We start from the raw sequence: 17,435 nt of genomic DNA, 5'->3' as shown, positions 1-17,435 counted from the left end.
GATTAGAAGAATAGCTCCTTAATCAATGCCGTTAAGAAAATATTTGCAAGTGCGATTGGTAATAATACTTTCCAGCCAAACTCCATTAACTGGTCACCCCTTATACGCGGGAACGTAACGCGGAACCAAATTAATAGAAAGACTACACTGCTAAATTTCAAAGCAAACCATACAGCACCTGGAATAAATCCAAGAAACATAACTGGGTTCCAGCCGCCTAAAAAAAGTACTGTAATTAAAGATGCCATTCCGAAGAAATATACATACTCTGAAAGCATGAAAAACGCCCAGCGAAAACCTGAGTATTCCGTATGATATCCAGAAACAAGTTCTGACTCCGCTTCTGGTAAATCAAACGGCGTCCTATTTAACTCTGCTACTGCTGCGATTAAGAAAACGACGAATCCAATTGGCTGTACGAAAATGTACCAAACTTTCTCCTGCGCCGCTACAATCTCATTTAGATTCAAGCTACCAGCTAACAAAACGATACCAATTACGCTCATTACGAGCGGAATTTCATAAGAAATCATTTGCGCCGCCGCGCGCATCCCTCCTAAAAGGGAATATTTATTATTTGATGCCCATCCCCCAGTTACGACACCAATTGTCGTAATCCCAGAAACAGCAATGTAATACAGCAATCCGACACCAATATCCGCGAACTGAAATTTATCGGTAAACGGGATAACCGCAAGTACCATAAATGCTGGCGCAAATGCAATGACAGGTGCTAATATGAACAACGGTTTATCTGCAGCTTTCGGAATACTATCTTCTTTCAATAATAGTTTCAAAACATCAGCTACCGTTTGCAGTAAACCGAACCGCCCTCCAACTTGATTTGGCCCAATCCGGCCTTGCATAAATCCCATCACTTTCCGTTCTGCCAAAATACCATATGTAACGAAGCCAAGGACTGCAAATAGTAGAAGCACTGCTAATCCGAAAAAAATGAAGAAATTCGTCCAGCTTGAAGGTGATTGTAAGAGCGTCTCAATCATTAGCCATCGACCTCCCCAAGTACAATATCGACTCCACCTAAAATCGTAATTAAATTGGCGATGTTTTCACCCTTCAATAACTTCGGTAAAATTTGCAAGTTATAAAAAGAAGGTCTGCGGAATTTCAGACGATATGGCTCTTTCTTTCCGTCACTAGCGATATAGCAACCAATCTCTCCGCGTGGTGATTCTATACGGACAAACGCTTCCCCCTTAGGCGCCTTAATAATTTTCGGCACTTTCGCCAGTACGGCTCCGTCCTTTGGAAACTGCTGGACTGCTTGCTCTACAATTTTTAACGACTCTTCAATTTCCTCCATTCGGCAAACGTAGCGATCCCAAGCATCTCCCACGCTCCCAACAGGAATATCAAAATTAAAACGATCATAAATCGAATACGGCTCATCTTTGCGAAGATCCCAGTTTACTCCGGTGCACCGCAAATTCGCTCCGCTTAAAGAATACGAAATTGCTTCTTCCGCGCTATATATGCCAACGCCCTTCACGCGATTCAAGAAAATCTCATTACCACTAACAAGGTCGTGATAACCTGCCAATTGCTCTCTCATGTATGGAACAAACTCTTCCACTTTTTCAATCCAACCATCCGGCGCATCCCACTTCACACCGCCAACTCTCATATAGTTAAAAGTAAGCCGTGCCCCGCATAATTCATTTAATAAATTTATAATCATCTCTCGTTCACGAAACGCGTACAAAAACGGGCTGACCGCTCCTATATCAAGAAGATTTGTACCCCACCAAACGAGATGGCTCGCAATTCTTCCCAGCTCCATCGCAAGTACTCGCAAGTATTCGGCACGCTCCGGAATTTCAAGTCCCATCATCGTCTCTACGGCATGGCAAATGACGTAATTATTCGTCATTGCTGATAAATAGTCCATTCGATCTGTATAAGGGATAATTTGCGTATACTGTAAGCTCTCAGCGATCTTTTCAGTCCCGCGATGCAAATACCCAATAACCGGTGTAGCTTCTTTAATAATTTCCCCGTCAATCTTAATAACAAGCCTGAAAACACCGTGTGTACTCGGATGCTGAGGTCCTACATTCAAAAGCATTTCTTCCGTACGAATCATAAGTTACACCTCCACATCATACGGTTCATAATCTTTCCTAAGCGGATACCCTATCCAATCATCAGGCATTAAAATACGCGATAAATTCGGATGTCCCTTAAATGCAATGCCTAGCAGATCATACGCTTCTCGCTCCGGCCAGTCAGCCCCTTTCCACAGCGCTGTTACCGATTCAACTTGCGGCACTTCTCTATCCAGCTTTACCTTCACCGCTACAGACTGTTTCTTTCCATATGAAAATAAATGAACATACACTTCCATATGAGTCACAAAATCTGTCGCATGTAGCTCTGACATATAATCAAAAGCAAGTCCCTCATGGAATCGTAGTAACTCCATCACCTCATAATATTTTGAAGGATCCACCACAAGAGTTGGTACATCTTTTGAAAGTTTATTAATATAGGAATCTACTAATGTGCTACCTCCTAATTTACCCCTAATAACCTCAACATACTGATTGAGATACGGCTGATTAACGGACGGTTCTTCTTGCTTCGGTACATCTTCCTTTTCACTTTCAGCACCCTTCGTCTTCGCCCTTGCCGCCGCTGCCGCTTTCGCCTTCGCAGCTGCAATTGCCTTCGCCTTTTCATCTCCCAAATTTCCATCACCTTGCGAAGCTTTCTGTTTCGCTAGCGCCGCTGCTTTTGCTTTCGCAGCTGCTGCTGCCTTCGCCTTCGCTTTGGCCTTTTCTTCTTCCGTTACTTCTTCTGTTCCTTCTCTTTTTTGCTTCGCTAATGCTGCCGCTTTTACTTTCGCAGCTGCGGCTGCCTTCGCCTTCGCTTTGACCTTTTCTTCTTCCGTTACTTCTTCTGTTCCTTCTCTTTTTTGCTTCGCGAGCGCCGCTGCTTTTGCTTTCGCTGCTGCGGCTGCACGTTGTTTTGCTTCTTCTACAGTCATTCCATCATTTTTTGGTAGCGCTTTCTCTTTTTCTTGATTTTCTCCCTCAAGTCCACTTATTTCCGCATCATGTTTCGCAACAAGACGTTTTCTTGCTTCTTCTTTCGCGCGCCTAGCAGCTTCTCTTTTCAGATCCTCTAAATCTTTATTTGGATTACTCATTTATTCGTCACCTGCTTCCCTGTCTTTGCCTCGTAACGAATTTTCTCTTTCAACTTATTAATTCCATAAATTAAAGCTGCAGGGTTTGGTGGGCATCCAGGAATATACACATCAACTGGTACAATTTGATCTACACCTTTCACAACAGCGTACGAATTCACATACGGACCACCAGCAGTCGCACAAGATCCCATCGCAATAACCCATTTCGGTTCAGGCATTTGATCATATAAACGCCTAACAATAGGAGCCATCTTCTTCGTTACCGTTCCCGACACAATCATGACATCTGATTGCCTTGGTGAAGTCCGAAAAAATGACCCAAATCGATCTAAATCGTAATGTGATGAACCTACTCCCATCATTTCAATCGCACAGCATGCCAGTCCGAATGTCATCGGCCATAAAGAATTACTCCTCGCCCACCCTTTTAACTGCTCCAATGTAGAAAAAAAGATATTTCTCTCTAATTCCGCTCGCTCATTTGGATGTAGTGCCTCAAAATTTATAACCATTGTAACACCTTCTTTTTCCAAGCATAAGCTAATCCAACTAGCAACATTACAACAAAGATGAGCATTTCAATTAATGCAAATAAACCTAGCTTGTCATATGCAACAGCCCATGGATATAGAAATAAAGTTTCTACATCAAAGATGACAAACAATAAAGCGAAAATATAGTAACGAGCATGAAACCGAATATTTGCATCATGAAAAGGCTCAATTCCACTCTCATACGTCGTCGCTTTTGCTGCATTTGGTTTGTTTGGGCGCAGCATCCTTCCTAATGTAAGAGCCACTACCGGCAGTAATATGCCTACTAGCAAGAAAATCAAAACGATCATATAACTATTTTCATATACACTTGCCATTGTGAAACCCTCCCCCCTAAATTAAGAACAAGTTCACTTAGTAAACAATATGTCCCAGTTGCGACAAATATTATTTTTAAATTTTTCTAAATAATTAAACTATTTTATTTATTATAGCAAACTTCAAATTCCTATGTCGATATGTTGAGGACAGAAACAAGAATTATTAAAATCTATTTTTATAACTCGCTATACCTGTGCAAAATAAGTATAGAATTTATATATATTTTTTAGGCAATCGCAAAAAATAAAAAGGAAGTTTATATGTATATACCGTAGGTGATATAAATGAAAAAACAAACACATGTAAGTATTCTTATAAGCGTTTTATTGTTTTCTATCGCAATTCATTACGTAGCCATGCTCTTTCTATATGAATACTCATTTCCCTTTCAAATATTAATCGGAATGAGTACCTTATTAATTGATATTATCGCTTGTAGTTATATATTTTATTTTACAAATACGAAACAAGGGTTATCCCGTTTATTTTGGATCATATTATCTGTTGGGGCTCTCTCTTATTTCATTGGTGATATAGTTGTTTCCTATCAACGTTTAATTTTAAAGGACTACTATACGTTTGTTGATCCGTCTGACTTTTTTTACCTACTTTTTTTAATTAGCTTTGCACTTGCCTTTCTATACGAGATCATTTATAACCGGGACTTATTAGAAAAGCTTTTTATGATATGTGATATTTGTATTATCGTTACAGCCCAATTTACTTTAAGTTACTACTTACTTATTGAGCAAACCATTCACGTTTTCACAACATCCTATATCGATATATTTGTTCAACTTACCTATCCAATGGCTGATTTACTCTTTCTTTTAATTGGAATCAACCTTTTATTCAGACCATTATCCTTATTACCAAAACAAGTTGGTGCACTTCTTGGTAGTGCTTTAATTTTGTATGCTACTACAGATGCTATTTATGCTTATATAAAATATTTCACACCAGCGTATTCTATGTTTACAGTTACTCCGTTCTATCAAGTGGTTTTAGTGCTAGCAGCAATCGCCTGTATTCTTCATACGAAAGAGCCTGAAAAACAAGAGCAGGTACTATTAACGCCTAAATTTGGTGAATCAATCCGATTATCATTACCTTATATTTCTGTAGTAATGCTTATTATTTTTATATTGGCCGAATATGTTTTTGCCCCCATTGTAGTAATCGGGCTTATAATAACTTTCACTTTCGTTCTCATACGCCATAGTTTAGTTCGAAAACAAAATAAAATATTATTACTAGCCCAAATGCAATTCAACTTGGAACTCGAGAAACAAATTGAACTACGTACAGAAGATTTAGTAGAACAAAAAAATGAGCTCTATCATAACCAACAAATGTTTAAATCTTTATACGAGCACCATCCAGATCCAATCTTCACATTAGATTTGTACGGCAATTTTCTTAAAGTTAATAACGCTGGTACTACTTTACTAGGGTATCAAACGAATGAATTATTAAATCAACCTTACTACTCACTCATATACGAAGAAGATTTAGAAGAAATTATTAACGCCTTTCATCGCGTAAAAAAGGGGAATTCTATCTCTTTAGAAATACGAGCGTATCACAAAAACAGAGATATTTACTACTTGCATGTTACAGCTGTTCCCATCTTTTTAAAGGATCATATTTCAGGGGTCTACTTAATGATTAAAGATATTACGGAAAGCAAACAACAACAAGAACAAATTAATTTCCTAGCATATCATGATACTTTAACTGAACTTGCAAATCGCCGTGCATTTCATCAATATTTAGAAAAGGCGATTGCACGAGCAAAAATATCGAAAAGCTCCTTTGCTGTTATGTTTCTCGATTTAGACCGCTTTAAGGTTATTAATGATACTCTCGGGCATCGGGTGGGAGACCTCCTATTAATTGCAGTAGCCAAAAGGCTCGAACGATTATCAACACAGCATATGAAACTTGCTCGACTAGCTGGGGATGAGTTCACAATCCTCATCGAAAATTATAAAAAAAGGACAGATGTAAAAAAAATAGCTGATATGATTGTAGTGGCCATGAACAAACCATTCGAAATCGAAAATCAGCATTTACGAATCTCACCGAGTATCGGGATTGCAATATACCCTGAAGCAGGCGAAGACCCACTTTCTATTTTACAACATGCCGATATGGCCATGTACGAAGCAAAAAATAAAGGAAAAAATCGTAGCTCTCTTTATACGAAAGAACTATATAAGAAAATAGAACGAAAAGCTCGAATCGAAAAGGATTTGCCACTCGCTTTAGTAAACAAGGAATTTTATCTCGTCTATCAGCCACAAATTGATACGACAACAAATAAAATTATCGGCGCTGAAGCATTAATACGTTGGAAACATCCACTATTAGGTGACATTTCACCATGTGAGTTCATTCCAATTGTAGAAGAAACGCCACAAGTCGTTCCACTTGGACATTGGGTATTAAAAGAAGCCTGTCTCCAATTAAAAATATGGCATACCTTTGGCTATCAAAATTTAAAAATAAGCGTTAATTTATCAGCAAAAGAGTTCCAACAAAATCAATTAATCGAAAACATTTCACAAATATTAAACGACGTGCAGGTCGATCCAAAACATGTCACACTTGAGTTAACAGAACGAATTGCGATGATTAATGAAAAAGAAACACTATCGAGACTGAAGCAATTAAAAGAATACGGCATTCAAACGGCAATTGATGACTTCGGTACTGGCTATTCTTCTCTCGCTTATTTATCAATTTTCCCTATCGATACATTAAAGGTACCGAGAGAATTTACACAACTAGCCGATCATCGCCCTGAAGAAAGAGCCATCTTTTCCACTATCCTTTCTCTTGCAAATACTTTAAATCTCTCTGTCATTGCTGAAGGAATTGAAACAGAAAAACAACTTAAGTTTCTACAAAAAAACAACTGTAAATATATGCAAGGTTACTATTTCAGTAAACCTCTAACAAGTAAACAGTTTATAAAATTTCTACAAAAAACACCCAGTATGAACAATTAGTTCACACTGGGTGTTTTTATCCCGCTATTTGCGAGAGTGAAGGTTCGTTATCATTTTGGGATGATTAAAGCCCCTAATGATCACAGTTTCACTTTATATTGTTGGGATTTTTTTCTCGTAATATTCTTCTGCAATCTCTTCGTAAAAAGCTGAAGCTGTCGTATAAAAATATGGAATTAACCAGAGGAATCCAATCCCTAATGTAATACAACTTAATATAAACCAACCAATAAAACTTAAACATAAAATGAAATACTCCATTTTATGCCCATCCATCATACGACGGCTTTCTGTAATGGCTTGATTCAATGAATACTCGGGATGATCGTTTATAATAAAATACGTCATCGCATAAGAAAATGATTTAATAATGCCTGGAATAATGAAAAGTAAAGTCCATAAAAGAAGATAAAGATTCACTAATAAATATACTAAAAATGATTTTAAAAATCTTTTCCCCTCTGTAAACCAAACAAATACATTGCCGATACTAGCTTGTTTTTCACGAATGATATTTAAAGCCAGATAATACCCCCCTAAAGTTAACGGTCCGGTAACAAAAAGTGTAAGAATATCTATCGAAAATGAACCAGTTGTATCTTGCCAACCGAAAGTTGAAGAAAATCCCCACTTAACACTAAAACTAAACATCGTGATAAGAATTGAAATTAATAATGTTGCCCCAACAGCTAAGCCCCATTTTCCTTCTAGAGAGTCTAACGCTTCTCCTTTTAAATCACTAATCATAATTAGCCTCCTATACGTAACAATTCTATTAGTATAGCATGTTCTTACCGCAATTCATCTTTTAAAATATAGCGATAAAAATGAGATGTCGTTGTACCCATATACGGACTAAGCCAAAGAAAACCTATTCCAAATGTCAAAATCGCTAAAATAGCCCATCCTATAAAACTAAGCCATAAAAGAAACAAATCTAACTTATGTCCCTTCATAAGGCTCTTACTTTCTTTCATTGCTTGTGACACACTATATTCTGGATTTTCAATCATTACATAGTACGTCATTGCATAAGAAAAATACATCACAGTCATACCAACGATGGCAATAGCTAATAGTACGAAGAAAGCAATTGCAAACGATGTATTCCCTTCTTCACCTAAAAATACGAATAGGCCTAATAACAACATCGGAATCCATGTACCTGTATATAACAAAATCGCAAGCATTGCCCACATTGTTTTCATCATTCTTTTAAAACCACGAAATCCTTCGAATAAGTAATCTACTTTAGCACCTTCTCGTTTACTAATCTGTAGACATACATTCGTATAACCGTATGATGTAATACCATACGATGCGTTACTCAAAAGTATCATGATACAATAAAATACCCCAAATGTAATAGCTGCTCCAATTGATATTGTTTCCCCTTCAATTGAACCAGCGAAGCTAACAATTAAAAAAAATAGAATAAGTCCTGGAATTAAAAGTATAAGCATTGCAGCCATTGAAACAACATAACTTAAAATAAAATATAAAATCGTTGATCCAACACCTAGTCCCCAATTCCCCTTTAAAGAGTGCAACGCTTCTCGTTTCATTTCACCGATCATTGATTCATCCCCTTTATGAAATATAAATTGTTGTACATTCTCTACTTATACAACCATCAATGCAATTATACCATTTTTGTAAAATTATCCATAAAATACAATAAAAAAATCCGTAAAGGTTTTACCTTTACGGATTTTTTTATTTCATATCGGAAACGTTTAAACGGTTCACAGCACGTTGTAATGCCATTTCTGCACGTTTAAAGTCAACATGTGCTTGTTTGTCTTGCATACGTTGCTCAGCGCGACGCTTCGCTTCATTTGCACGATGGATATCGATATGGTTTGCTTCTTCAGCAGATGATGATAATACAGTTACTTTATCTGGACGAACTTCGATAAAGCCACCGCTAACTGCTACATAATCAGTGTGTCCACCATTTTTCAGACGAACTGCACTAATTTTTAATGGTGCAACAGTTGGAATGTGACCCGGTAAGATCCCCATTTCCCCACTCTCTGCTTTTACACTTACCATCTCTACTTCTTTTTCGTAAACCGGTCCATCAGGAGTTACAATACTGACTGGAAATGTCTTCATACTTCGTCCCTCCTAAGGCCTTACGCCATCATTTTCTTCGCGTTTTCAATAACTTCTTCAATGCCACCAACAAGGCGGAATGCATCTTCTGGAAGGTCATCATATTTTCCTTCTAGAATTTCTTTGAAACCACTAACTGTATTTTTTACAGGTACATAAGAACCTTTTTGACCTGTAAACTGCTCGGCTACGTGGAAGTTTTGAGATAAGAAGAATTGAATACGACGAGCACGATGTACAACTAACTTATCTTCTTCAGATAACTCATCCATACCTAAGATAGCGATGATATCTTGAAGCTCTTTATAACGTTGTAAAGTTTGCTGTACTTGACGAGCTACTTCATAATGCTCTTCTCCTACGATTTCTGGAGAAAGTGCACGAGATGTAGATGCTAATGGATCTACGGCTGGGTAAATACCCATTTGCGTTAAACGACGCTCTAAGTTTGTTGTTGCATCTAAGTGAGCGAACGTTGTAGCTGGTGCTGGGTCAGTATAGTCATCGGCTGGTACATATACCGCTTGGATAGACGTGATAGACCCTTTATTTGTAGATGTAATACGCTCTTGTAATTGACCCATTTCTGTTGCAAGTGTTGGTTGGTAACCTACCGCAGATGGCATACGACCAAGAAGGGCAGATACTTCAGAACCCGCTTGCGTGAAACGGAAGATGTTATCGATGAACAATAGTACGTCTTGTCCTTGCTCATCACGGAAATGCTCAGCCATTGTTAAACCTGTTAATGCAACACGTTGACGTGCTCCAGGTGGCTCGTTCATTTGTCCGAATACCATCGCAGTTTTCTTGATTACGCCAGAATCGCTCATTTCGTGGTATAAGTCATTACCCTCACGAGTACGCTCACCTACACCAGCGAATACAGAGATACCACCGTGCTCTTGTGCGATGTTGTTAATTAATTCCTGAATTAATACTGTTTTACCTACGCCGGCACCACCGAATAGACCGATTTTACCACCCTTAATGTAAGGAGCAAGTAAGTCTACTACTTTAATACCAGTTTCAAGAATTTCTACTTTAGTAGATAACTCTTCGAATGCAGGTGCTTGACGGTGAATTGGATCACGACGTACATCCGCAGGAACATCACCATCTAAGTCAATTGCATCACCTAATACGTTAAATACACGACCAAGTGTTGCATCACCAACTGGTACAGAGATTGCTTTACCAGTATCTTCTACTTCTGTGCCACGAACAAGTCCATCTGTGGAAGACATTGCAACTGTACGAACTGTGTCATCACCTAAATGAAGTGCAACTTCAAATGTTAAGTTAATGTTTGCTCCGTTTTCGTTGCTTTGTTTTACCGTAAGGGCGTTGTAGATTTCTGGTAGCTTTCCGCCATCAAACTTAACGTCTACAACCGGACCCATGATTTGCGTAACGCGCCCTTTATTCATCGGGTTCCCTCCTAGCTTTCTTTTAATTAGCCAGCTTTCTAAAAGAAGTCGGCTTTTAATTTTTTATTAGTTTATAGCTTATGCGACTCTTTTGACAGAGCCGCTTCCACTTTTATTGAATCTAGCTCCGGCGGTTAGAATGTTCGGTGGCTTCGCTTTTTCCTGCGAGGCACAAATCGCCTCTACGTCAAAAGCTCCATCCTCCTCTCATTCTGAACGAACCGCCTACGCTTTTTAATACTATTCTAACGCTGCTGCTCCACCAACGATTTCCGTAATTTCTTGCGTAATCGCTGCTTGACGTGCACGGTTGAATGAAAGTGTAAGTGAATCGATAACTTCCATTGCGTTGTCTGTAGCACTCTTCATTGCTGTCATACGCGCCGCGTGCTCACTTGCTTTACCGTCTAGTAATGCACCGTACACTAAGCTTTCTGCGTATTGTGGCAATAATACTTTTAAAATTTCTTCTTCAGAAGGTTCGAATTCATAAGCTGTCGTCGGTTTGTCAGACGCCACATCAGTAAGCGGTAAAATTTTATTTTCCGTTACTTCTTGTGAAATTTTACTTACGTAATGGTTGTAGTAAATATACAGCTCATCATAAGCACCATCTGCGAACATCGCAATTGCTCGAGAAGCAAGATCTTTAATATCAGTAAATGATGGGTGGTCAGATAATCCAACTACTTCATCAATGATGTTAAATCCGCGACGTTTTAAATAATCACGTCCTAGTCGGCCAAGCACAATAATTGAATATTGGTTTGAATCCATATTATGACGTTCACGAATCACGTTACTAACTGTACGTAATACGTTACTGTTATAACCACCTGCTAGTCCGCGATCAGATGTAATAACGATGTATCCTGTACGCTTTACAGGACGCGCATTTAGCATTGGATGATTAATTCCTTTACTTCCTTGCGCAATGCTCGCTACTACTTCTTGAATCTTTTCCATATACGGAACGAAAGATTTAGCATTTTGCTCTGCACGGTTTAACTTAGATGCAGATACCATCTCCATCGCTTTCGTAATTTGACTCGTTTTCTTTGTCGAGGTAATCTTCGCTTTTATATCGCGTAAAGATGCCACAGGTTTTCACCACCTTTTTTCCGGAAGTTGGCACGATTAGTAAGAATCCTCTTCCTAATCTACGTTGCAAGATATTCTTGCTCATGATTGAAGGAAAAGAATAGGTGCACCTACTCTTTTCCTCTACATAACCGTCAGCAATCTCAGAACCTGAGATGCCTTTTATATATACTATCTAGCTCCAGCGGCTTGAATGCTCGGTGGCTTCACTTCACATTCAAATCGAGCCGCTTCCGCTTTTATTAATTACTCAGAAGCTACGAATACTTTTTTAAATCCGTTAATTGCTGCTGCAAATTTGTCGTCATCCGCAAGTTTCTTAGTTGTGCGGATTTCGCTTAATAAGTCAGCTGCATTTGAATCTAACCAAGCATGGAATTCTTCTTCGAAACGAGTGATATCGACTACTGGGATATCATCTAGGAATCCACGTGTTAAAGCGTAAAGAATGATAACTTGTTTCTCTACACGTAACGGTTTGTGTAATCCTTGTTTTAATACCTCAACTGTACGAGCACCACGGTTTAGTTTCGCTTGTGTTGCTTTATCAAGGTCAGAACCGAACTGAGCGAACGCTTCTAACTCACGGTAAGATGCAAGGTCAAGACGAAGTGTACCTGATACTTTACTCATTGCTTTAATCTGAGCAGATCCACCTACACGTGATACAGAAGTACCCGCATCGATCGCTGGACGTACGCCAGAGAAGAATAGGTCAGATTGTAAGAAGATTTGTCCATCCGTAATCGAGATTACGTTTGTTGGGATGTAAGCTGATACGTCCCCTGCTTGTGTTTCGATGAAAGGTAGTGCAGTTAAAGAACCGCCGCCTCTTGCATCACTTAATTTTGCTGCACGCTCTAATAAGCGAGAATGTAAGTAGAATACATCACCTGGATATGCTTCACGACCTGGAGGACGACGTAATAGTAATGAAAGCTCACGGTAAGCCGCTGCTTGTTTTGATAAGTCATCATATACTACTAATACGTGTTTACCATTGTACATGAACTCTTCACCCATTGTTACACCAGCGTAAGGAGCTAAGTATAATAATGGAGCTGGTTGAGAAGCTGATGCAGTTACAACGATTGTGTAATCTAATGCACCGTGCTTACGTAGTGTTTCTACTACGTTACGTACAGTTGATTCTTTTTGTCCGATAGCTACATAGATACAAATCATATCTTCATCTTTTTGATTAATGATTGTATCAAGTGCAACTGCTGTTTTACCTGTTTGACGGTCACCGATGATTAACTCACGTTGACCACGGCCAATTGGTACAAGAGCATCGATCGCTTTAATACCTGTTTGAAGTGGCTCATGAACAGATTTACGATCCATTACACCTGGTGCTGGACTTTCGATTGGACGAGTGTTTGTTGTATTGATTGGGCCTAAACCATCAACTGGTTGACCTAATGGGTTTACAACACGACCGATTAGTTCTTTCCCTACTGGTACTTGCATGATGCGACCAGTACGACGAACTTCGTCACCTTCACGGATTTCTGTGTAAGGTCCTAAAATAATGATACCTACGTTGTTTTCTTCTAAGTTTTGTGCTAGCCCCATAACGCCGTTAGAGAACTCTACAAGTTCACCAGCCATAACGTTATCAAGACCATGAGCACGCGCGATACCGTCACCAACTTGGATAACTGTACCAACATCACTAACTTCGATTTCAGACTGATAGTTCTCGATTTGTTGCTTTATCAGTGCGCTAATTTCTTCAGCTCTGATGCTCATGTGCTTCACCCCTATCTATTCTTCATTAATTCACGTTGAATACGTGCTAATTTTCCTTGTAAACTTCCATCATAAATGCGATTTCCAATACGTACTTTAATGCCGCCTAGTAAATCTTCATCTACAACATTTTTCACGCGAATTGCATCTTTTCCCGTTCTCTTTGCAAATGCTTCTGCAACGTTAAGCTTCTCTTCTTCAGATAGAAGACGAGTAGAATACACAGTTGCATCCGCTACGTTACGTTCTTCATTAGCAAGAACAACATATTCATCTGCAATTTCAGGTAAGATTTCAATGCGCTTGTTATCAATTAAAATATATAACGTATTTAAAATAGATTCAGAAACAGATCCGAATACGTTTGCAAGAAACGTTTTCTTCTGCTCTTTTGAAATGTTCGGTTGCGTTAAAAAGCTATGTAGTTCTCCGTTCTTTACATAAACGTTTTGTACAAGGCGTAATTCCTCTTCAAACATTTCTAATACGTGTTTTTCTTTTGCAATTTTAAAAAGAGCGACAGCATAACGTTTTGCTACAATCCCATTGCTCATCGCACTTCTCCTACTTCTTTAATATAATCGCGAATTAACTTCACTTGATCTTCTTCTTTTAACTCTTTTTCAATTACTTTAGAAGCAATTTGAACAGATAAAGAAGCGACTTGTTCTTGTAAAGCAGCAATCGCTTGCTCTTTTTCGCGTTGAATTTCTTGTACAGCAGATGCTTTAATTGATTCTGCTTCTTCTTTCGCAGCAGCAACAATCACATCTTTTTGATCTACAGCTTGTTTTTTCGCTCTTTCGATTAACTCTTGTGCTTCAACACGCGATTGTTTTAACATTTCACGTTGTTCTTCTACTAATTTCTTCGCTTCAGCGTTACTTCTTTCTGCAGCGTCGATTTCACTAGTAACATGCTCTTCACGTTCTTTCATAATTCCCATTAAAGGACCCCACGCAAATTTGCGTAGCATTACTAATAGAAGTAAGAAAATGAACAATGTATAAGCAATCGTTCCAAATGGAATGGCAGCCCCTAATAATAAAGTTGGCACAAGGATTCACTCCCTTCAAAATATCTAAATTGATCATATGAAAAAAAAAGACATACGTTTCGTTCATAAAGCAATGGCGAAGAAAGTTCAAAAAACACTCTTCGCCATCTATGTAAGGGGAGTCTCCCTTATTTGTTCATTACGATGAAAGCAATAACTACACCGATGATTGGAAGTGCCTCAACTAAAGCAACCCCGATGAACATAATTGTTTGAAGTGCGCCTTTTAATTCTGGTTGACGAGCAACACCTTCGATTGTACGTGATACGATAAGACCGTTACCAATACCTGCACCTAATGCTGATAAACCAATTGCAATTGCAGCTGCGATTACACCTAAACTCATTTAATTTGTCCTCCTTTGTATTATAAAAAAATAAATTTTTTCTTACTTAAATTATATTAATGGTCATGGCTTACTTTATGAGCCATATAAACCATCGTTAACATAACGAAAATAAATGACTGGATTGATCCAACGAATACACTGAATCCCATCCATGCTAACATCGGTACAAGTGCACCTAATGCTCCAAGAACTGATGCTCCGCCTAACTTAGCAAGTAATCCTAACAGGATTTCACCTGCATAAATGTTACCGAACAAACGAAGACCTAACGTTAATGTGTTAGCAAACTCCTCAATAACCTTTAATGGGAATAAGAATTTCATAGGTTGGAAATAACCTTTAACGTATTCTTTCGTACCCTTCATCTTAATTCCATAATAATGGGTGAGGGTAACTACCATCACGGCTAATGTTAATGTAACTGCTGGATCAGACGTTGGTGATCTCCACCATGCAATATGTTCGCCAGCCTCAACTGTTGAATACATGAATGGTAAACCAAGGAAGTTCGATACGATGATAAACATGATAAGCGTAACGCCAAGCGTTAAGAAACGTCCACCTGTTTTCCAGTCCATCGTACTATTGATAATCCCTTTCACGAAGTCAAACACCCATTCCATGAAATTTTGCATTCCTGTTGGGCGAAGAGCTAAGCTGCGAGTTCCTATAACTGCGATTAAGAAAACAATAACTGCTGCTACAGTAACCATCATAACTGATGACAAATCGAACGTTAAACCTAGAAATTCAACTAATTTACCGTGTTCCACTAGTAATTCACCTCTCTTCCCTGCTCTTATACTCTAAATAAAGAAAATCTATGATCATGACAAGATATCCTGTCAGCAATCCTACACCTAAGCCCCACATCGCAATTAACTCTTGATATTTGGCTGCAAATAAAATTAATAACCCAATTGTCGCGAATCTCGAATATGTACTTACCGCTGTTGCCTTAAACTTCACGTTTTCTCCATTCGTTACGCGATCTAACAGCTTGTCTGTTCTACGTGCAATGATGCGCAAACTAAGAAAACTGAAAATCGTTCCGATAATCAGCCCAAGAAATACATCCTTGTAAGAGGTGAATCCCCATCCTAGCACTAGAAGCGCAAGCAAGTAGTACATATATTTCTTTTGTCTTTGGACAAGTCCATGTACGTCTATCATCATTGCTCTCCCGAATAGTAATGTCGAATGAGTCGAATCATTGCGTATACCCCTGTTCCTAATCCTAGTAATAAACCTATAATAAGAAACAATGGAAACGTTCCAACCTTATTATCAATCCACTGCCCACCAAAGATTCCAATAAGAATAGAACCGACTAATTGAGCAAGAATTCCTGACATTAAAGCATAAGCTTTTATATGGCTGCGGTCGTTTTTTTGCAAGGATTCATCCCTCCAATATGTAACCCTCATTCACGATGTGTTAATAATAACTCATTTTTTTGCATAAATCCTATACAAAATAAAAAGTTTACATTTTCGTCACGGAATAGATGTATTTTTGTCACTGAAAGCCCTACCATCTATCCCCGTTGTTAGCATACAATAGGGTATTAACAGTGTCAACGAGAAATCGTAAAAAATCAAAAAATTTGAGTATTAGGCATTTCCTCCCAAAAATGAAAACGTTCCCCTTCTAAATACTGGTTAGAGATATGCAATTTCTAACAGTTTTCTCTTTATAATAGAAGGAAATGTTCACAAGTTTGTCACTATTATATTTTTAAGATATAACGCTTTCCTTCCATAATATAGTGCTCCTTAGACGTAAGACTTCTATATTATATGTGTTGTGTATGCAACTTATGTTGTATACACGTTGCATATTTATCCCCCTCCCCTGCCTGCATACTCGGGACAAAAAAAGACGAGTAGGGAATCCCCTCTCGTCAGTTGTCTTACTTCGTTCCGAATAAACGGTCACCAGCATCACCAAGACCTGGCACTACATAACCGTGGTCATTTAACTTTTCATCTAATGCTGCTACATAAATATCAACATCAGGATGCTCTTCTTGTACTACTTTTACTCCTTCTGGAGCAGCTACGATACACATTAATTTAATTTGTTTCGCACCGCGTTTTTTCAGAGAGTTAATTGCTTCAGCTGCAGAACCACCTGTTGCTAGCATCGGATCTAGTACGATAAAGTCACGCTCTTCTACATCCGTTGGAAGTTTCACATAGTATTCTACCGGTTGCAATGTTTCAGGGTCACGGTATAAACCAACGTGTCCTACTTTTGCTGCTGGAATTAATTTCAGAATTCCATCAACCATTCCTAAACCTGCACGTAAAATCGGAATTAAACCAAGTTTTTTACCAGCGATCACTTTTGTTGTCGCTTTACTTACAGGCGTTTCAATTTCAATGTCTTTAAGTGGAAGGTCGCGAGTAATTTCGAAAGCCATTAAGCTTGCTACTTCGTCCACTAATTCACGAAAATCTTTCGTACCTGTATTCTTATCGCGAATATATGTAATCTTATGTTGAATTAACGGGTGATCAAATACATACAGTTTTCCCATGTGAATCTCTCCTTTAGATGA

Annotated in this window: 20 protein-coding genes; 1 reads left to right on the top strand and 19 read right to left on the bottom strand. The window is 38.5% G+C overall.

Annotation, left to right across the window (positions count from 1 at the left end):
* Positions 1-2: 2 nt before the first annotated feature.
* The 5 genes from nuoH to nuoA are packed head-to-tail and all read right to left on the bottom strand — an operon-like array spanning position 3 to position 4,043.
* Entirely contained in the window at positions 3-1,004 is a 1,002-nt protein-coding gene (nuoH, locus tag JDS95_RS17855; protein ID WP_000573426.1) for an NADH-quinone oxidoreductase subunit NuoH, read from the bottom strand.
* On the bottom strand, positions 1,004-2,104 hold the full coding sequence (nuoD, locus tag JDS95_RS17850) for an NADH-quinone oxidoreductase subunit NuoD (protein WP_000621442.1): 1,101 nt from the start codon (positions 2,102-2,104) through the stop codon (positions 1,004-1,006). The genes nuoH and nuoD overlap by 1 nt, the downstream gene beginning before the upstream one ends.
* A 3-nt stretch (positions 2,105-2,107) precedes the next feature.
* Complete coding sequence (locus tag JDS95_RS17845; RefSeq protein ID WP_199690704.1) at positions 2,108-3,169, bottom strand: NADH-quinone oxidoreductase subunit C; 1,062 nt, start codon at positions 3,167-3,169, stop codon at positions 2,108-2,110.
* Positions 3,166-3,684, bottom strand: a complete 519-nt coding sequence (gene nuoB, locus JDS95_RS17840; RefSeq protein WP_000236327.1) for an NADH-quinone oxidoreductase subunit NuoB — start codon at positions 3,682-3,684, stop codon at positions 3,166-3,168. The genes JDS95_RS17845 and nuoB overlap by 4 nt, the downstream gene beginning before the upstream one ends.
* On the bottom strand, positions 3,675-4,043 hold the full coding sequence (nuoA, locus tag JDS95_RS17835; RefSeq protein WP_085450728.1) for an NADH-quinone oxidoreductase subunit NuoA: 369 nt from the start codon (positions 4,041-4,043) through the stop codon (positions 3,675-3,677). The genes nuoB and nuoA overlap by 10 nt, the downstream gene beginning before the upstream one ends.
* A gap of 288 nt (positions 4,044-4,331) precedes the next feature.
* Between nuoA and JDS95_RS17830 the strand changes: the two genes are divergently transcribed.
* Positions 4,332-7,061 (top strand): EAL domain-containing protein, encoded by a 2,730-nt coding sequence (locus JDS95_RS17830; RefSeq protein ID WP_085450729.1) that lies wholly within the window; start codon positions 4,332-4,334, stop codon positions 7,059-7,061.
* 93 nt (positions 7,062-7,154) lie between these two features.
* Here JDS95_RS17830 and JDS95_RS17825 read toward each other — a convergent pair whose 3' ends face one another.
* The 14 genes from JDS95_RS17825 to upp all read right to left on the bottom strand — a co-directional run bounded on the left by JDS95_RS17825 (position 7,155) and on the right by upp (position 17,414).
* Positions 7,155-7,808 carry a DUF975 family protein gene (locus JDS95_RS17825; protein WP_000622473.1) on the bottom strand — a complete coding sequence of 218 codons (654 nt, stop codon included), beginning with the start codon at positions 7,806-7,808 and terminating at the stop codon, positions 7,155-7,157.
* A gap of 44 nt (positions 7,809-7,852) precedes the next feature.
* Entirely contained in the window at positions 7,853-8,638 is a 786-nt protein-coding gene (locus JDS95_RS17820) for a DUF975 family protein (RefSeq protein ID WP_085450730.1), read from the bottom strand.
* Between the two features lie 139 nt (positions 8,639-8,777).
* Complete coding sequence (gene atpC / locus JDS95_RS17815) at positions 8,778-9,179, bottom strand: F0F1 ATP synthase subunit epsilon (RefSeq protein WP_000847214.1); 402 nt, start codon at positions 9,177-9,179, stop codon at positions 8,778-8,780.
* A 20-nt stretch (positions 9,180-9,199) separates the two neighbouring features.
* A complete protein-coding gene (atpD, locus tag JDS95_RS17810) occupies positions 9,200-10,609 on the bottom strand; it encodes a F0F1 ATP synthase subunit beta (protein WP_001032587.1) in 1,410 nt (469 codons plus the stop codon).
* A gap of 240 nt (positions 10,610-10,849) precedes the next feature.
* Positions 10,850-11,710 carry a F0F1 ATP synthase subunit gamma gene (gene atpG / locus JDS95_RS17805; RefSeq protein WP_000157703.1) on the bottom strand — a complete coding sequence of 287 codons (861 nt, stop codon included), beginning with the start codon at positions 11,708-11,710 and terminating at the stop codon, positions 10,850-10,852.
* A 246-nt stretch (positions 11,711-11,956) separates the two neighbouring features.
* Entirely contained in the window at positions 11,957-13,465 is a 1,509-nt protein-coding gene (gene atpA, locus JDS95_RS17800; RefSeq protein WP_000027515.1) for a F0F1 ATP synthase subunit alpha, read from the bottom strand.
* 11 nt (positions 13,466-13,476) lie between these two features.
* On the bottom strand, positions 13,477-14,019 hold the full coding sequence (gene atpH, locus JDS95_RS17795) for a F0F1 ATP synthase subunit delta (RefSeq protein ID WP_000064687.1): 543 nt from the start codon (positions 14,017-14,019) through the stop codon (positions 13,477-13,479).
* The gene (atpF, locus tag JDS95_RS17790; RefSeq protein ID WP_199690703.1) at positions 14,016-14,522 is read right to left on the bottom strand and encodes a F0F1 ATP synthase subunit B; all 507 of its coding nucleotides are present in this window, start codon (positions 14,520-14,522) and stop codon (positions 14,016-14,018) included. The genes atpH and atpF overlap by 4 nt, the downstream gene beginning before the upstream one ends.
* Positions 14,523-14,650: 128 nt before the next feature.
* A complete protein-coding gene (atpE, locus tag JDS95_RS17785; protein ID WP_000052064.1) occupies positions 14,651-14,869 on the bottom strand; it encodes a F0F1 ATP synthase subunit C in 219 nt (72 codons plus the stop codon).
* Between the two features lie 56 nt (positions 14,870-14,925).
* Positions 14,926-15,645, bottom strand: a complete 720-nt coding sequence (gene atpB, locus JDS95_RS17780; protein WP_000399876.1) for a F0F1 ATP synthase subunit A — start codon at positions 15,643-15,645, stop codon at positions 14,926-14,928.
* A gap of 7 nt (positions 15,646-15,652) precedes the next feature.
* The gene (locus tag JDS95_RS17775) at positions 15,653-16,045 is read right to left on the bottom strand and encodes an ATP synthase subunit I (RefSeq protein ID WP_000567600.1); all 393 of its coding nucleotides are present in this window, start codon (positions 16,043-16,045) and stop codon (positions 15,653-15,655) included.
* Positions 16,045-16,269, bottom strand: coding sequence for an AtpZ/AtpI family protein (locus tag JDS95_RS17770; protein WP_001171219.1), 225 nt, complete (start codon positions 16,267-16,269; stop codon positions 16,045-16,047). Before JDS95_RS17770 ends, JDS95_RS17775 begins: the two co-directional genes overlap by 1 nt.
* Positions 16,270-16,295: 26 nt before the next feature.
* Positions 16,296-16,409, bottom strand: coding sequence for a DUF4024 domain-containing protein (locus JDS95_RS17765; protein WP_000232961.1), 114 nt, complete (start codon positions 16,407-16,409; stop codon positions 16,296-16,298).
* A 375-nt stretch (positions 16,410-16,784) separates the two neighbouring features.
* Entirely contained in the window at positions 16,785-17,414 is a 630-nt protein-coding gene (gene upp, locus JDS95_RS17760) for a uracil phosphoribosyltransferase (RefSeq protein ID WP_000517536.1), read from the bottom strand.
* Positions 17,415-17,435: the final 21 nt, after the last annotated feature.

Origin of the sequence: Bacillus cereus group sp. N24, assembly GCF_016483345.1 — a bacterium.
GTDB lineage: Bacteria > Bacillota > Bacilli > Bacillales > Bacillaceae_G > Bacillus_A > Bacillus_A toyonensis.
This window is presented reverse-complemented; position numbering and strand designations above follow the sequence as displayed.

Bases quoted from the DNA above. Each gene is read 5' to 3' on its own strand.
- nuoH (WP_000573426.1), bottom strand. From the start codon at position 1,004: ATGATTGAGACGCTCTTACAATCACCTTCAAGCTGGACGAATTTCTTC.
- nuoD (WP_000621442.1), bottom strand. From the start codon at position 2,104: ATGATTCGTACGGAAGAAATGCTTTTGAATGTAGGACCTCAGCATCCG.
- JDS95_RS17845 (WP_199690704.1), bottom strand. From the start codon at position 3,169: ATGAGTAATCCAAATAAAGATTTAGAGGATCTGAAAAGAGAAGCTGCT.
- nuoB (WP_000236327.1), bottom strand. From the start codon at position 3,684: ATGGTTATAAATTTTGAGGCACTACATCCAAATGAGCGAGCGGAATTA.
- nuoA (WP_085450728.1), bottom strand. From the start codon at position 4,043: ATGGCAAGTGTATATGAAAATAGTTATATGATCGTTTTGATTTTCTTG.
- JDS95_RS17830 (WP_085450729.1), top strand. From the start codon at position 4,332: ATGAAAAAACAAACACATGTAAGTATTCTTATAAGCGTTTTATTGTTT.
- JDS95_RS17825 (WP_000622473.1), bottom strand. From the start codon at position 7,808: ATGATTAGTGATTTAAAAGGAGAAGCGTTAGACTCTCTAGAAGGAAAA.
- JDS95_RS17820 (WP_085450730.1), bottom strand. From the start codon at position 8,638: ATGATCGGTGAAATGAAACGAGAAGCGTTGCACTCTTTAAAGGGGAAT.
- atpC (WP_000847214.1), bottom strand. From the start codon at position 9,179: ATGAAGACATTTCCAGTCAGTATTGTAACTCCTGATGGACCGGTTTAC.
- atpD (WP_001032587.1), bottom strand. From the start codon at position 10,609: ATGAATAAAGGGCGCGTTACGCAAATCATGGGTCCGGTTGTAGACGTT.
- atpA (WP_000027515.1), bottom strand. From the start codon at position 13,465: ATGAGCATCAGAGCTGAAGAAATTAGCGCACTGATAAAGCAACAAATC.
- atpH (WP_000064687.1), bottom strand. From the start codon at position 14,019: ATGAGCAATGGGATTGTAGCAAAACGTTATGCTGTCGCTCTTTTTAAA.
- atpE (WP_000052064.1), bottom strand. From the start codon at position 14,869: ATGAGTTTAGGTGTAATCGCAGCTGCAATTGCAATTGGTTTATCAGCA.
- JDS95_RS17775 (WP_000567600.1), bottom strand. From the start codon at position 16,045: ATGATAGACGTACATGGACTTGTCCAAAGACAAAAGAAATATATGTAC.
- JDS95_RS17765 (WP_000232961.1), bottom strand. From the start codon at position 16,409: ATGGTAGGGCTTTCAGTGACAAAAATACATCTATTCCGTGACGAAAAT.
- upp (WP_000517536.1), bottom strand. From the start codon at position 17,414: ATGGGAAAACTGTATGTATTTGATCACCCGTTAATTCAACATAAGATT.